Raw genomic sequence first — 15,280 nt, forward strand, 5'->3', positions numbered from 1 at the left:
AATCCCCTTCGATGAACGGCTGGTGCGGATTCACCGTAGCGCTCGGGAGTGCCCGGATGGTTTGCTTCGTTCATGACTGGGGATTCCGGCTCCGCAGCGCCTTTCAACGGGCGCCTCGCCATCCTGCTCGCGATGGCCATGTTCGTGCTCGTGGTCGACACGTCGATCATGAACGTCTCGATATCTGCGGTGGTGAAGGAACTCGGCACGACGGCGAGCGGCGTACAGGGGGCGATCGCCCTCGAAGCCCTGGTCTCGGCGGCGTTCATCCTCATCGGCGGCAAGACCGGCGACCTCATCGGGCGCAAGCTCGCCTACATCCTGGGTCTCTGCGGCTACGCAGTCGGCGCGGTGGCGATGGCGTTCGCGACGAGCCTGACCGCCGTCATCATCTTCTGGGCCGTGATCGGCGGGATCGGAGCATCCCTTCTGCTCCCCTCGATGCAGTCGCTCATCCACGGCAACTTCTCCGGGGGCCACCAGAAGCGCGTCTACGCGCTGGTGGGCGCGTCGGCCGCGATCGCGGCGGCGGTCGGCCCGCTCCTCGGCGGCTTCATCACCACCTTCTGGTCCTACCGGGTCGCCTTCGGTCTCGAGGCTCTGATCATCGCCGTCGTGCTGCTCGGCGTCGGCCTCGTGAAGGACGTGAAATACCACGGCGACCGGTCGATCGACCTGGTGGGTGCGGCGCTCTCGGTCATCGGCATGGGCGGCGTCGTGCTGGGCATCCTGGTGTGGCAGGAGGGCGGCGGCTATGTCGGCCTCATCATCGGCCTGGGGGCCGTCGCTCTCGGCGGCCTGGCGTGGTGGCTGAACTCCCGGAAGAAGAAGGGGAAGCCGGTCCTCCTCGACCCGGCGCTGTTCTCGTCGAAGCCGTTCCGCACCGGCGTGGGCGGGCAGCTGCTGCAGCAGATCGCTCTCGGCGGCACCATGATCGTGCTTCCGCTCTACCTCCAGATGGTGCTGGAGTACAACGCGCTGCAAGCGGGTCTGTCGATCGCGCCGCTGTCGCTCAGCATGTTCGCGATCGCGATCTGGGCGGGCCGCCGGGCGAAGGGCCGCCCCGCGAATCTCATCCTCCTCGGCTTCTCGCTCGCTGCGGCGGGTCTCATCGCCATCGTGCCGCTGGTGCCCGTCGCCGACACCGGGTGGTGGCTGACGGTCCCGCTCATCATCGCCGGCTCGGGCCTCGGCCTCCTGGTCTCGCAGCTGAACAACTACACGCTTTCGCCGATCTCGGACGAGCGGGTCAGCGAGGCCGCGGGCGTCAACTCCGCCGCCGGCTCGTTCGGCCTGTCCTTCGGGCTGGCGTTCGCCGGCGCGATCATGCTCGCGACCCTTGCGGCGTCGTTCACCTCGTTCGCGTACTCCAGCACGGTGCTGACCTCCGAGCAGCAGGAGCAGGTGGCCACGGTGCTCGAAGAGGACGCCGAGCTCATGTCGAACTCCGGCCTGGAGGAGCTGCTGGCGGACGAACCGCCGGACGCCGCCGAAGAGGTCGTGCGCATCAACACCGAGGCCCGCCACATCGCACTGCAGGTCGCCCTGCTCATCCCGATCCTCGCGGCGGTGCTCGGCGTGCTCAACGGCTTCCGCATGCGGCGCCTTCCCGACCCGAAGCCGAACGAGGCGGTCGAGGGGATGCTGGGCGGGTGAGCCGGCGCACGGATCGTGCGAGGGAGCACCTCGAGCGTGCCGAGGGCGGCGGCGAGCGGGCGGTCGTCGCCTACTTCAAGGAGCGCGTGTACGCGACCTTCACGGGTCTCGCGATCGTGCTGGTCGTCGCCTCGAGCGAGCACGCGGAGGCCGACCACGCGTTCTGGGCGCTGATCCTCGGCGTGGTGGGCATCACGGCAGCGGGCTTCGTGTCGGACGTCGTGTCGCACCTGGCAGTGCATCGGACCTTTCCGGGGCGGGCGGATCTCATCATCTCGACGCGCATCGCCGGGGGTGCGCTCGGGACCCTGCTGACGCCCGGGGTCCTCCTGCTCCTCGCGCTGCTCGATGTCCTGCCCCTGGACGCCGCCCTGCGGGCATCGTCGATCGTCTACATCGCCACGCTCGCCGTCATCGGCTGGTTCGCCGTGCGCCGGTCCGACTTGGCGTGGTGGAAGCAGGTGATCGCGCTGGCGATCCTGGTCGCCCTCGGGCTGCTGGTCGTCGGGCTGCAGACTCTCGCGCACTCGATCTGAGCGATGGCGGCGGGCGCCCGGGGATCGTCGGCTCCGACCGCCGGGCACTCCGTCTGATCACGAGGCGGCCGCAGGATCCGAGCAGGCTCAGGGCACCGGGTCGTCGCCGCGAGCCCACGCGATGGCGATGAGGCGCCGCAGTACATCGAGATCGATGTCGTCGAGCTTCTTCACGTAGACGCAGCCAGCGCCCTCGGTGTACGCGCCCAGCTGGGGGAGCAGCGCCGCGCCATCGGGGAGGTCCTTCAGCCCGTAGAGCGAGAGCTGCGCCTTGCGCGGCGAGAAGCCCGTCTTCGGCCAGTCGCCCTGCCGCTTCGGATCCGACGGCGAGACGTAGCGGTAGCTGCCGTAGCCGACCATCGACGGTCCCCACAGGACCGGCTCTGCTCCCGTCACCTCGTGGAAGAGCTCGGCCAGCGCGAGGCCGTCCTCCCGTCGGCGCGCGGGTGTCGCCGCCTCGAGGAACGCCGGCACGTCCGCGTCGGTCGGCTGGGTCTTGATCTCGCTCATGCCGTCAGTAGAGACCTGTGGGTCCGCCCAGACAAGTTGAGTCGAGTCATATCAAGTTTGATTTGACGGATGCCCCAGCCCGGGCGTATGGTTGAGCCATCGCGACTCAACCCGTTCTCCGGGGCGGTCCGTGAGCGCGAGAAGACTTTCAGATACCCCGGGTGGCGGCATCCGTCTCCACCCACACGAAGGAGAGAAACACATGGCACGTGCTGTTGGAATCGACCTCGGTACGACCAACTCGGTCGTGAGCGTCCTCGAGGGCGGCGAGCCCAAGGTCATCGCGAACGCCGAGGGCTTCCGCACGACCCCGTCGGTCGTCGCGTACACCAAGGACGGCGAGGTGCTGGTCGGCGAGACCGCCAAGCGCCAGGCCGTCACCAACGTCGACCGCACCGTCTCGTCGGTCAAGCGTCACATGGGCACCACGTGGGGCTTCGACGTCGACGGCAAGAAGTGGACGCCGCAGGAGATCTCCGCGCGCATCCTCCAGAAGCTCAAGCGCGACGCCGAGCAGTACCTCGGCGACACGGTGACGGATGCCGTCATCACCGTCCCCGCGTACTTCAACGACGCCGAGCGCCAGGCCACCAAGGAGGCCGGCGAGATCGCGGGCCTCAACGTCCTGCGCATCATCAACGAGCCCACCGCCGCGGCCCTGGCCTACGGCCTCGACAAGGGCAAGGAGGACGAGCTCATCCTCGTCTTCGACCTCGGTGGCGGAACCTTCGACGTCTCCCTCCTCGAGGTGGGCAAGGACGACGACTTCTCGACCATCCAGGTGCGCGCCACCGCCGGCGACAACCGCCTCGGCGGCGACGACTGGGACCAGCGTCTCGTCGACTACCTGATCAAGCAGTTCAAGGACACCACCGGGGTCGACGTCTCGGGTGACAAGATCGCGCTGCAGCGCCTCAAGGAGGCCGCGGAGCAGGCGAAGAAGGAGCTCTCGTCGTCGACCTCGACCTCGGTGAACCTCCCGTACCTGTCGCTGACCGACTCGGGCCCCGTCTCGCTCTCCGAGACCATCACGCGCGCGAAGTTCGAGGACCTGACCAAGGACCTCCTCGACCGCACCAAGAAGCCCTTCGAGGACGTCATCCGCGAGGCCGGCATCAAGGTGGCCGACATCGACCACGTCGTGCTCGTCGGCGGCTCGACCCGTATGCCCGCGGTGAGCGATCTCGTGCAGCGCGAGGCCGGCAAGGAGCCCAACAAGGGTGTGAACCCGGACGAGGTCGTCGCCGTCGGCGCCGCCCTGCAGGCCGGCGTCCTCAAGGGCGAGCGCAAGGACGTGCTCCTCATCGACGTGACCCCCCTGAGCCTCGGCATCGAGACCAAGGGCGGCATCATGACGAAGCTCATCGAGCGCAACACGGCCATCCCGACCAAGCGCAGCGAGACCTTCACGACCGCCGACGACAACCAGCCGTCGGTCGCGATCCAGGTCTTCCAGGGCGAGCGCGAGTTCACCCGCGACAACAAGCCGCTGGGCACGTTCGAGCTGACCGGCATCGCGCCCGCTCCGCGCGGCATCCCGCAGATCGAGGTCACCTTCGACATCGACGCGAACGGCATCGTCCACGTGTCGGCGAAGGACAAGGGCACCGGCAAGGAGCAGTCGATGACCATCACCGGCGGCTCGTCGCTGCCGAAGGACGACATCGAGCGCATGGTGCGCGAGGCCGAGGAGCACGCCGCCGACGACAAGAAGCGTCGCGAGGCCGCCGAGGTGCGCAACCAGGCCGAGACCCTGTCGTACTCGATCGAGAAGCTCATCAAGGAGAACGACGACAAGCTTCCCGAGGACGTGAAGACCGAGGTCCAGGCCGATGTCGACGCGCTCAAGACCGCGCTCGCGGGCGAGGACGACGACGCCGTGAAGACCGCGTTCGAGAAGCTCAACCAGAGCCAGGGCAAGCTGGGCGAGGCGATCTACGCCGCCGGCCAGGCTTCGCAGGGTGCTCCGGATGCCGGTGCCGACGCGCCGACGGCCGACCAGGGTGCGACGAACCCCGACGAGGACGTCGTCGACGCCGAGGTCGTGGACGACGAGGACGAGAAGAAGTAACCATGGCGAACAAGGACCACAACCCGGAGCCGGTCGAAGAACCGCGTGACGGCGACGAGGTCCGGCCTGACGGTGAGGGGTCGGAGGCGAACGCCTCCGGCCCCGCGCCGCAGGACGGGCAGCCTTCCGAGGGCGGGGCCGCGCCGCAGGGCGGGGACGACGCGCTCACGGTCGACGACATCCTCGGCGCCGCGCAGAACCCCGACGCCGCGGCCGAGGACGCCGTGCTCGCCGACCTCGAGTCGGCGCTGCTGAACGACCTCAAGCGCCTGCAGGCCGAGTACGCCAACTACCGCCGCCGCACCGAGGAGCAGCGCGAGGTCGAGATCCAGCGCGCGCAGGGCGCGGTCGCGAAGGGCCTGCTTCCGGTGCTCGACGACCTCGACCGTGCGGAGAAGCACGGCGATCTCGAAGAGGGCTCCGCCTTCGCCGCGATCGCCGAGAAGCTGCGGGGCGTCGCCGAGCGCATCGGCCTCACCACGTACGGCGCCTCGGGCGAGGTGTTCGACCCGCAGCAGCACGAGGCGATCTTCCAGGTGCCGACCCCGGGTGCGGACGAGCCGACGATCCTGGAGGTCGTCGAGATCGGCTACCGCCTGGGCTCGGTGGAGCTGCGTCCGGCGAAGGTCGTCGTCGCAGTGCCCGCCGAGTAGCGGAGGAGGACCCATGGCCAGTCAGGACTGGTTCGACAAGGACTTCTATGCGGTGCTCGGCGTCTCGAAGGACGTCGCCGATGCCGACCTGAAGAAGACCTACCGCAAGCTGGCGCGGAAGTACCACCCCGACTCCAACCAGGGCGACGCCGCCGCCGAGGCGAAGTTCAAAGAGGTCAGCGAGGCGTACTCGGTTCTCTCCGACGCCGAGCAGCGCAAGGAGTACGACCAGATCCGCGCGATGGGCTCGGGCGCCCGCTTCACGGCGGGCGGCCAGGGCGGCGCCGGCGGCTTCGAGGACGTCTTCTCGATGTTCAACCAGGGCCGCGGCGCGCGCTACCAGAACGCCGAGGACTTCGACGACATCTTCGCGATGTTCAACCAGCAGCAGGGCGGCACGGGCTTCGGCTCGGGGCGGTTCGGGCAGCCGAGCGGCGGCTTCCGCGGCTACGGCGGACCCACCCGGGGCGCGGACGTCACCGCGCGCACGACGATCGACTTCGTCACGGCGACCAAGGGCGAGACGATCACCCTGCAGGGCGAGGACGGCAACCCGTTCAAGGTGAAGATCCCGGCAGGCGTCGCGGACGGGCAGAAGATCCGGCTGCGCGGCCGCGGGCGTCGCTCGCCCGACGGTGGCGAGAACGGCGACATCGTCGTGCAGGTGACGGTGCGCCCGCACCCCGTGTTCACGCGGGACGGGCTGAACCTGCGCGTGACGGTGCCGGTGACCTTCACCGAGGCCGCGCTCGGCGCGACCATCGAGGTGCCGACGCTCGGGGGAGACCCGGTGCGACTGCGCGTCGCACCCGGCACGCCGTCGGGACGTGTGCTGCGCGTCAAGGGCCGCGGCGTCGAGACGAGCAAGGGCACGGGCGATCTTCTCGCCGAGGTGCAGGTCGCGGTGCCGTCGCACCTCGACGACGCCGCGCGCGAAGCGCTCGAGCGCTTCCGGAGCCTCGAGCCGAAGGAGAACCCGCGTGCCGACCTCATGACGAAGGCGCGCGGCTAGGAGAATCGGTCGTTGAGCGAGCGAAGCGAGTCGAAACGCCCCGAACCCGGCGCAGATGGTCGGCTCGGGGCGGTTCGTCTTGCTCGTTCGTCGCTCGTGCCAGGACCAGCGATGAGGAGGTGAGGAAGTGACCGAGGACGACATCGACGAGGACGCCCCCATCTTCGCGATCGCCGTCGCGGCCGAGCTGTCGGGCATGCACCCGCAGACGCTCCGGCAGTACGACCGGCTCGGACTCGTCGTGCCCGCCCGCACGCAGGGCGGCTCGCGGCGATATTCGCTGCGGCACGTCGAGCAGCTCCGCGAGGTCGCCCGCATGTCATCGGACGGCATCGGGCTTCCCGCCATCGTGCGGATCCTCGAGCTCGAGAACCGTGTGCAGGAGCTCCACGGCCGCGTCCGCGACCTCGAGGACCGCATGCGCGCCGAGCTCGAGAAGCGCCCGGGTGCCCGCGTCTTCGCCGCCGGCTCGACCGGTGCCGTCGTGACGCTGCGGTCGGGCACGCGCGTGCGCCGCGCGACCGAGGTGGTGGTGTGGCGACCGCGGGCGCCGCTCGAGCGGCCGTCCGGCGATCAAGACGCACCCGCTTCGCCCGACGCCTGAGGGGTGCCGTCGCGGTGCGGCGTCGCCCATCATGGGGGCTATGGCAACACTCGACGACGTCCGCGCCATCGCGCAGGAGCTTCCGGGCGTGAGCGAGAGCATCGACGGCCATCGCGGCGGCGCGAACTGGGTCGTCGGCCGCGCCGCCTTCGCCTGGGAGCGTGGACCGAGCGGGCGCGATCTCACCCAGCTCGCCGAACAGGGGCGCGAGTGGCCGCCGGGCGAGATCATCGGCATCCGCACGGACGGGGAGCAGGTGAAGCAGGCGCTCCTGGAGACATTCCCCGACGTCTTCTTCACCATCCCGCACTTCGACGGGTACCCGGCGGTGCTCGTGCGGCTCGACCGGATCGACCTCGACCAGCTTCGTGAGGTGATCACCGACGCGTGGCTGCTCAAGGCTCCGAAACGGGCCGCGGCCGCGTGGCTCGCGGACCATCCCTCAGAGCGGACGATCTAGCCGACGCGACCTGAGACCGGCCGAACCGGACATCCCGGCCTTCGCATGGGGCGGCGGGGGGCGGGGAGCTCGACGCATTTCCCCTCCTCCACGAACCCCGATGTCGTCGGTTGGGCGTGAAATCGATTTCGGATTCCTGCTCGTCCGTCGTATCGTGGCACGCGACGATCGAGGAGGATCATGTCCCTGGAATCACGCCGTGCCCGCCGGATCGTCGCGGTCGCGGCATCCGGCCCCCTCCTCGCCGTCCTCGCCGCGTGCGCCGGCCCCGCGATTCCGGCGGTCGACACGGAGCAGGACAAGCCGTTCGTGCTGAGCGGCGTGTCGAACCTCACCGAGATCGCGCAGCTGACCGGCCCTGACGGCATGAACGACACCGCCGCGGCCGCCGTCGCAGGCACCGACCTCGGCTCGATGACGAACATCGGCGATCGCACCTACTTCTTCTTCGGCGATACCTTCGGCGAGCGCGACCCCGAGTCGACCGGCGGTCAGGGCGGCATCTGGCGGTCGAACGTCTCGGCGTGGACGACCGACGGCGATCCTTCCGACGGCATCACCTTCGACGGCTGGATCCCGGCCGACGAGCTGGGCTGGGCGCAGGCGCTGGTAGAGGGTGAGCATGATGCCAACGACGGCACCGGGGAGGTCACCAAGATCCCGACGCACGGATTCGCGGTCGGCGAGACTCTCTACATCTCGTACATGTCGGTGTCTCGGTGGGGTGAGCCGGGAGCGTGGGACGCCAACTACGCGGGGATGGCGAAGTCCACGGATCGCGGCGAGACCTGGACGCCGCTCGAGGAGCCGCGCTGGCCGGGCGACTCGAACTTCATCCAGGTCGCGCCGGTGATCGTCTCCGACGGCGGCGAGGACTACGTCTACTTCTGGTCGATCCCGTCCGGCCGATTCGGCGGCGTCGCGCTCATGCGCGTGCCGGCGACGGAGGATGCGGTGGAGGATCCCGACGCGTACACCTATTTCGCGGGGACGGATGCTTCGGGCCGGCCCCGATGGGACGCCGACATGGACGCGGCCGAACTCGTCGTGGACGGCACGATCGGCGAACTCTCCGTCATGTGGTCCGAGTACCTCGAGCGCTGGATCATGACCTACTCCGACGGCGGGGATGCGTACATCCGGGAGGGGATCACGCCGTGGGGCCCGTGGGGAGAGCCGATGCTGCTCGTGTCGAGCGCCGACTATCCTGGTCTGTACTCGCCCTACATGAATCCCCGCTACATGGAAGGCGGAGGCGCTCGGTTCTACTTCACGCTCTCGCTGTGGGGGCCCTACAACGTCTTCTGGTTCTCGGCTGATCTCGAGCGATCGTCCTGAATCGCGCGTGCTCTGCACGCCGTTGTGAAATCGATACAGAACATCCGGCGCAACCGTGGACGTTTTCGCGCTCGGGACGCGCCGATTCTCCCCGTCTTTCCGCCGTCCCGCGGGGACGGAGCCCTGGCGACATGCCCTCGATCCCCACTTCGGGGGCATTGCACTTGAAATCGATTTCGCCTACTCTGGCGTCCAGACGAGATCAGTGACGATCCGCGGCCGCCACCGCGAAGCATCGATCGATGTCGGACCGGCTCCCTGACCGGCCACAGCGTCGACTCACCGAAGAGTCGAGTTCCTGAGGAGGGACGAATGCACAAGAGAAACAGCAGGCTCGTGCTCGCCGTCGTGGCGACCGCCTCGGCGGGCGCACTGCTCGCCGGATGCGCCGCCGGCGGTGGCGCGCCGACGACCGAGGACGGCAAGGCCAAGGTGATCTTCTGGCAGCAGAAGTTCGAGGACTACCAGCAGGCCTGGTTCAAGCAGCAGGTCGACGACTTCAACAAGTCGCAGGACGAGGTCGAGATCGAGTACACGGTCGTGCCCGCCGACACCTGGGACCAGAAGCTCAAGGCTGCGCAGGCCGCCGGCAAGGCGCCTGACGTGAAGACCACCAACTACGGCAACATCAAGCCGATGCAGGCGAACGGCCAGCTGGCCGACCTGTCGCAGCTCATGGATTCCTCGGCGATCTCGGACATCAAGTCGAACGTGGCCGACTTCGTGACCGTCGAGGAGGGCGTCTACGGCTACCCGATGCTCGTCGAGCCCTCGACCGTGCTGTTCTATCGCACCGACCTCTTCGCCGCGGCGGGAATCGACGCCCCGCCGACCACCTATGACGAGCTCATCGAAGACGCCCGTGCTCTCACCAAGGACGGCGTCTACGGCATGAACATCGCCCAGACCGCGCCCGACCTCGGCTGGTCGAGCTGGGGCGGCCAGTGGAACACGGCCGGCGCGCTGCCGCTGCGCGGCGACTGGTCGGAGGCGTACGCCACCGACCCGGCCTACGAGCAGCTGGCGACGATGTACCAGACGCTCTACATGGACAAGCTGATGCCGCAGGAGGCCACCTACGGGTACGCCGACTGCTCGTTCTTCGGTGAGGGAACCGTCGCGATGAGCGCGTGCGGCTCGTGGGCGCTGGGCCAGATCGCCGGCAACCCCGACTGGACCACGACGCAGGAGAACTTCGCCGTCGCGCCCTTCCCCTCTTCCGACGGCGACCCGACGAAGCCGACCGCGACGCTCGGCGGCTGGACGCTGACGGTCGACTCGAAGTCCAAGGTGCAGGAGCAGGCGGCCGACTTCGTGTCGTACGTGCTGGCCGACAACCCCGAGAACCTCGTGGAGTTCTTCGCCGCGAGCGGCTTCTCCAAGTACGCCGCGACCACGAGTGTCGACGAGGCGCTCGCCGCCGACCCCGAGGCGTCGTCGAACCCGTACATGCAGATCATCTCGGAGCAGATCGTGCAGTACGCCAAGGGCGAGCCCGCCTATCCGTGGGATGTGAGCCTGGCGTTCTCGACCGCGCTCGAGAAGGCGATGCGCGGCGGTGACATCGCCGCGTCCTTCGAGGAGGCGCAGGCCGAGATCACCGACATCATCGAGAAGCAGAAGCTGGCAGGCAAGGGCACCGGCGACTGAGCCACGGCGGGCGGGTGACGGGACGCGCTCCCGCCACCCGCCCGTCGCACGCCGCCCCGTCAGCGTTGAAGGAGACCACCATGACGATGTCGCCGCAGAACACGGCGCACCTCAGCCAGGCCGCGAGCCTGGCGCTGGAGAGCGAGCCCGAGTCCAAGAAGGGGCGCCGGGGCCGCAAAGAGCGTGTGCGCGTCGCGAAGCACCTGATGGACAATCGCACGGCGTATCTGATGATCGCGCCGATGGTGGTCCTGCTCGGGATCTTCGTCTTCTGGCCGCTGGTGTACTCCTTCTACCTGTCGACATTCGAGATCAGCTTCTATGCGGACCCGGTCTTCGTCGGGCTGCAGTTCTACCAGTACGTCCTCGAGGACCCGGACTTCTGGCACTCGATCTGGATCGGCGCCCAGTACGCCCTGTACGTCGTGCCGGCGATGATGATCCTCGCCTTCCTGATCGCGAGTCTCATCCGCACCTGCGGCATCAAGCTCGCCGGCCTGCTCAAGACCACGGTGTACGTCCCCACGGTCGTCTCCGCGGTCGTCGCCTCGATCATCTTCGTGTTCATGTACCGCTCCGACGGCGGCATCGTGAACTGGCTGCTGAGCTTCGTCGGCCTCGGGCCCTACGCCTTCCTGTCCGATCCGAGCCTCGCCCTCCCGGCCATCTCGATCCCCGGCATCTGGCTCGCCTTCGGCGTCACGACGCTCATCATGCTGGCCGGCATGTACGACATCCCGGAGAGCTATTACGAGGCGGCCCAGCTCGAAGGCGCCAACTACTTCCAGCGCACGTACTTCATCACGATCCCCCTCATGAAGAACGTCCTGGTCTACCTCCTGGTCACGGCCACCATCGGCGCGCTGCAGCAGTTCGAGCTCCCGCTGATCATGACCGGCGGCGGCCCGACGAACGCGACCATGACCCCCAACCTCTTCATCTTCAACACCTTCAAGGACCCGACGCCGTACGCGACCAGCTTCTCGCTCACGGCGGCGCTGATCCTCTTCTTCGTCCTCGGAACGGTGAGCGTGCTGATCTTCAGGCTCATCAACTCCGACAAGGCGATCGACGGCTAGAACCAGGAACACGGACACATGAGAGAGTCGCTCGGAAGCCGCATCGTCAAGTGGACGCTCGGCGTCCTGATCGTCGTCAGCACGATGCTCCCGCTGGCGTGGATGATCATCGCGGGCTTCAAGGGCAAGAACGAGGTGCTGCGCACCCCGTTCCAGTTCTTCCCCGACATCTGGATCTGGCAGAACTACGCGCAGATCCTGCAGGACCCCGCGTTCATGCAGGCCATGTTCATCACGTTCGTCGGCGCCGTCATCTTCACGGTGCTGAGCCTGGCGGTGAACTCCTTCGCCGCCTACGCCTTCGCGCGTCTGGACTTCCGGGGCAAGAAGCTGTGGTGGGCCTACTGCATCACCCCGATGTTCGTGCCCGGCATGGCGATCCTGCTCACCTCGTTCGTCGTGGTGTCGAACCTGGGGATGCTCAACACGCTCGCGGTGCTGATCATCCCGGGCGTCGCGTCGGCCGCCCAGATGTTCTTCATCCGGCAGTTCTACCTGAACACCCCGGTCGCCATCGAAGAGGCCGCCCTGATCGACGGCGCCAGCCGGTGGAAGATCTTCTGGACGATCTTCCTGCCGCAGTCGCAGGGTCCGTTCGTGGTCGTGGGCGTCGGGTCGTTCCTCGCGTACTGGAACGCCTACGTGTGGCCGATCCTCACGATCCAGGATCCGGCGCTGACCCAGATCATGCAGTACCTCGCGAACTTCCGGTCGGACCGCGGCAACGAGTGGGGCCTGCTCATGGCCGGATCGGCACTCGCGGCGCTGCCGACGATCCTGCTCGTGCTGATCTTCCAGCGCTACATCGTCAACGGCGTCCGTCTTGCCGGGATGAAGTAGGGCGGTGCGCCGTCGCGGGTTGCCCCCCCGACACCGTCCGGCGCGTGGAAGGAACCGGGCCGCACCGCGGCGCCGCGCAAGAGACCCTCGCACAGGACCTCCCCTGACCACGGGGACGACAGGAAAGGCGCAAGGATGCGACGACTACGAACCAACTCCGCGGCTGTGGCCGCGATAGGTGCCCTCGTTCTCGGGGCGATCCTGCCCGCGGGCGCGGCTACGGCCTCGACCGCCGGCACGGAGGCCACCGCGGCGGCGGCGTTCCCGCCCGACCACTCGCCGGCCGCAGTGGTCGCCAAGATGACCGGCCCCAAGTCCACGAGCGCGACCGGCACCCGGTGGCGCGTCACGGGCACCGATCTCGGCATCATGTGGGACAACGGCCAGGGCGAGATCCTCACCGCCTTCGGCGACACGTTCGGCGATTGGAGCGGGCCGGGCGGCGGCGGCGGCGACTGGCGCTCGAACGTGCTGCTGCGCAGCTCCGACACGGATCTCTCCGACGGCATGGCGTTCGACTCCGCCGTCGAGGACGCGCCGGGCCACGCGGGCGAGATCATCCCCTCGCTCAAGATCAACGGCCAGGAGATGACGACGATCCCCACCGCGGGCATCGCGGTGGGCTCACGTCAGTACCTGGCGTTCATGTCAGTGCGCCAGTGGGGCGAGCCCGGAAAGTGGGACACCAACTTCAGCCGCATCGCCTTCTCGGACGACAACGGCGAGACGTGGAACTCGACCGACGGCCCGCAGTGGACCAACACCGCCGACGGACAGCACCCGTTCCAGATGGTCGCCTTCGACCGGCACGACGGCTGGGTCTACATGTTCGGCACCCCCAACGGGCGGTTCGGTGCGGCGCACGTCGCCCGCGTCCCCGAGGCGCAGGTGCTCGACAAGGCGGCGTACACGTACTGGAACGGCTCGACCTGGGGTGCGGACGAGACGGCGGCGGCCCCGATCGTGCCGCCGAACGTCGCAGAGCTGTCGGTGCAATACAGCGACTACACCGGCGGGTGGCTGATGACCTACCTCGACGAGAACCTCGACCTCGTGCTGCGCACGGCGTCGTCTCCGGAGGGGCCGTGGAGCGACCGGCAGCGCCTGGCGAGCTTCGCCGACTTCCCGGGACTCTACGGCGGGTACATGCACCCCTGGTCGGAGGACGGCGAGCTCTACCTCGCACTGTCGCAGTGGGAGCCGTACAACGTGTACCTGCTGCGCGCGGAGATCGACGAGAGCGGCACGGTCGTCAATCCGAATCTCATCCAGGACCCCGGATTCGAACGGGCCGTGAGCGGCGCCATGCCCGCCCCCTGGGCGTGCACGGGCAACTGCGGGATCGACATCAACCACGCGTGGGCGCACGGCGGCACGAAGCAGGGATGGATGCGCAGCAACGTCGGCTGGATCGACGTCCACCAGGACGTCGCGGTCGAGCCGAACACCACCTACACCTTCACCGCGTTCGTGGTCACCGGCGGAACACCGGCCCCGGGGTCGATCGGCGTGCGCGAGCTCGGCGCCGGCGGAGCGACGATCGGCGAGACCGCGTTCGAGGAGGTGGGCGCCTACACGAGGTACTCGGTCACCTTCCACAGCGGCGACCGCACCCAGGTGCAGGCCTTCGTCGGGACGCATCTCAACGGCGACCGCTGGGTGCAGATCGACGACCTGTCGCTCGTCAAGGCGAAAGAGCAGCTGCCGGGTCTGTCAGTGGCGGTGACGTCCGACCCCGTCGCGGGCACGGAGGTCGTGCGCGACGACGCGGTGACGTACACCGTGCGCGCGTCCACCGACAGCGCGTCGGCCGAAGGCGCCGCGCTCGCCGTCGACCTCGCGGGACTCGTGGACGACGCGACGCTCGATCCCGCCTCGCTGCGCTCCTCGATCGGCGCACCCGTGCTGGACGGCACCACGCTGCGCTGGACGGGGGCGATCCCGGCGGGGGAGACCCTCGAGCTGTCGTTCGCGGCGACGGTGCGGCGCGATGCGTCGCGCACGGACTCCCAGCTGGTGGTGACCACGACCGCGTCGGCGGATCGCGCGATCCTCACGTCGTGCGAGGGATGCGTCCTCACGCTGACCGCGGTGCACTACGACCCGCGGCCACCTCGGCCGGAGTTCCCCGACAAGCCGGGAAAGCCTGAAAAGCCGGGCAAGCCCACCAAGCCGTAGGTCGCGGCGACCGGGCGCGCCGGCCGGTGCTGCGGCACCAGCCGGCGCGTCCGCCGTCCCGGCGCATGAGGAAGGAGCCCAGGCCGTGCTTCTGCTGGTGACCGGAGCCAGTGGGGCGGGGAAGTCCACCGTCCTCGCGAAACTCACCACCGTGGACTGGCGACAGCCCGTGGTCTGTGCGGAGTTCGACGCCATCGGCGTGCCCGAGGGCGCCGATACGGCATGGCGGCACGCCTCGGTCGAAGAGTGGGTCTCGCACGCCGCGGACCTGCAGGCTCAGGGTGTGCACCTCCTGCTCTTCGGTCAGGTGGCCCTGGGGGAACTGCTGGCCGCGCCGTCGACGGAGCGGATCGACGGGGTCGCGGTGTGCCTGCTGCACTGTTCGCCGGACGTTCGCAGCGCCCGTCTGCGTGAGCGGGGAGAGCCGGAGGAGACGCTCGTGCATCACGCCCGGTTCGGCGAGTGGCTCCTCGAGCACACCCGCGACCCGGCGCACCATCCCGAGGTCATCCGGGTGGTGGAGACGTCGGCCCGGATGCGCTGGGATCGCTGGGAATCCTGGTCGGCGGGGGATCCCCGCTGGGACGCGCGCATCATCGACACCGACGACGTCAGCGCGGTCGACGCAGCCGACCTGGTGGAGGCGTGGGCGCGGGCGCGCCTCGCGCGCCGGTGTCGAACCGCCGGATGATG

General features: G+C 68.7%; 14 protein-coding genes. 13 read left to right on the top strand and 1 reads right to left on the bottom strand.

From position 1 onward, the window contains the following. Positions 1-72 precede the first annotated feature (72 nt). Positions 73-1,656: an MFS transporter gene (locus tag IM770_RS12180; protein WP_203581422.1), complete on the top strand. Its 1,584-nt coding sequence runs from the start codon at positions 73-75 to the stop codon at positions 1,654-1,656. Continuing rightward, positions 1,653-2,192, top strand: coding sequence for a hypothetical protein (locus IM770_RS12185; RefSeq protein WP_203581423.1), 540 nt, complete (start codon positions 1,653-1,655; stop codon positions 2,190-2,192). The genes IM770_RS12180 and IM770_RS12185 overlap by 4 nt, the downstream gene beginning before the upstream one ends. Before the next feature lie 87 nt (positions 2,193-2,279). Here IM770_RS12185 and IM770_RS12190 read toward each other — a convergent pair whose 3' ends face one another. Continuing rightward, positions 2,280-2,702, bottom strand: a complete 423-nt coding sequence (locus IM770_RS12190; RefSeq protein ID WP_203581424.1) for a DUF1801 domain-containing protein — start codon at positions 2,700-2,702, stop codon at positions 2,280-2,282. 202 nt (positions 2,703-2,904) lie between these two features. On the opposite strand from IM770_RS12190, the gene dnaK reads away from it, so the two are divergent. The 11 genes from dnaK to IM770_RS12245 all read left to right on the top strand — a co-directional run bounded on the left by dnaK (position 2,905) and on the right by IM770_RS12245 (position 15,278). Next, complete coding sequence (dnaK, locus tag IM770_RS12195) at positions 2,905-4,773, top strand: molecular chaperone DnaK (RefSeq protein ID WP_203581425.1); 1,869 nt, start codon at positions 2,905-2,907, stop codon at positions 4,771-4,773. A gap of 2 nt (positions 4,774-4,775) precedes the next feature. Continuing rightward, entirely contained in the window at positions 4,776-5,426 is a 651-nt protein-coding gene (locus IM770_RS12200; protein WP_203581426.1) for a nucleotide exchange factor GrpE, read from the top strand. Between the two features lie 13 nt (positions 5,427-5,439). Further along, positions 5,440-6,438, top strand: coding sequence for a DnaJ C-terminal domain-containing protein (locus IM770_RS12205; RefSeq protein WP_203581427.1), 999 nt, complete (start codon positions 5,440-5,442; stop codon positions 6,436-6,438). A 127-nt stretch (positions 6,439-6,565) separates the two neighbouring features. Then, positions 6,566-7,042: a heat shock protein transcriptional repressor HspR gene (locus tag IM770_RS12210; RefSeq protein ID WP_203581428.1), complete on the top strand. Its 477-nt coding sequence runs from the start codon at positions 6,566-6,568 to the stop codon at positions 7,040-7,042. A gap of 40 nt (positions 7,043-7,082) precedes the next feature. Beyond that, positions 7,083-7,502: an MmcQ/YjbR family DNA-binding protein gene (locus IM770_RS12215; RefSeq protein WP_203581429.1), complete on the top strand. Its 420-nt coding sequence runs from the start codon at positions 7,083-7,085 to the stop codon at positions 7,500-7,502. Between the two features lie 180 nt (positions 7,503-7,682). After that, on the top strand, positions 7,683-8,840 hold the full coding sequence (locus IM770_RS12220; protein WP_203581430.1) for a glycoside hydrolase family 183 protein: 1,158 nt from the start codon (positions 7,683-7,685) through the stop codon (positions 8,838-8,840). 312 nt (positions 8,841-9,152) lie between these two features. Then, positions 9,153-10,490, top strand: coding sequence for an ABC transporter substrate-binding protein (locus IM770_RS12225; protein ID WP_203581431.1), 1,338 nt, complete (start codon positions 9,153-9,155; stop codon positions 10,488-10,490). Positions 10,491-10,570: 80 nt separating this feature from the next. Further along, complete coding sequence (locus IM770_RS12230; RefSeq protein WP_239066151.1) at positions 10,571-11,569, top strand: carbohydrate ABC transporter permease; 999 nt, start codon at positions 10,571-10,573, stop codon at positions 11,567-11,569. Positions 11,570-11,587: 18 nt separating this feature from the next. Next, positions 11,588-12,409, top strand: coding sequence for a carbohydrate ABC transporter permease (locus IM770_RS12235; RefSeq protein WP_203581432.1), 822 nt, complete (start codon positions 11,588-11,590; stop codon positions 12,407-12,409). Between the two features lie 135 nt (positions 12,410-12,544). Further along, a complete protein-coding gene (locus IM770_RS12240) occupies positions 12,545-14,587 on the top strand; it encodes a DUF5005 domain-containing protein (protein ID WP_203581433.1) in 2,043 nt (680 codons plus the stop codon). 85 nt (positions 14,588-14,672) lie between these two features. Continuing rightward, positions 14,673-15,278, top strand: coding sequence for a DEAD/DEAH box helicase family protein (locus IM770_RS12245; protein WP_203581434.1), 606 nt, complete (start codon positions 14,673-14,675; stop codon positions 15,276-15,278). The last annotated feature ends 2 nt before the right edge of the window (positions 15,279-15,280 follow it).

Origin of the sequence: Microbacterium hibisci, assembly GCF_015278255.1 — a bacterium.
Lineage (GTDB): Bacteria > Actinomycetota > Actinomycetes > Actinomycetales > Microbacteriaceae > Microbacterium > Microbacterium hibisci.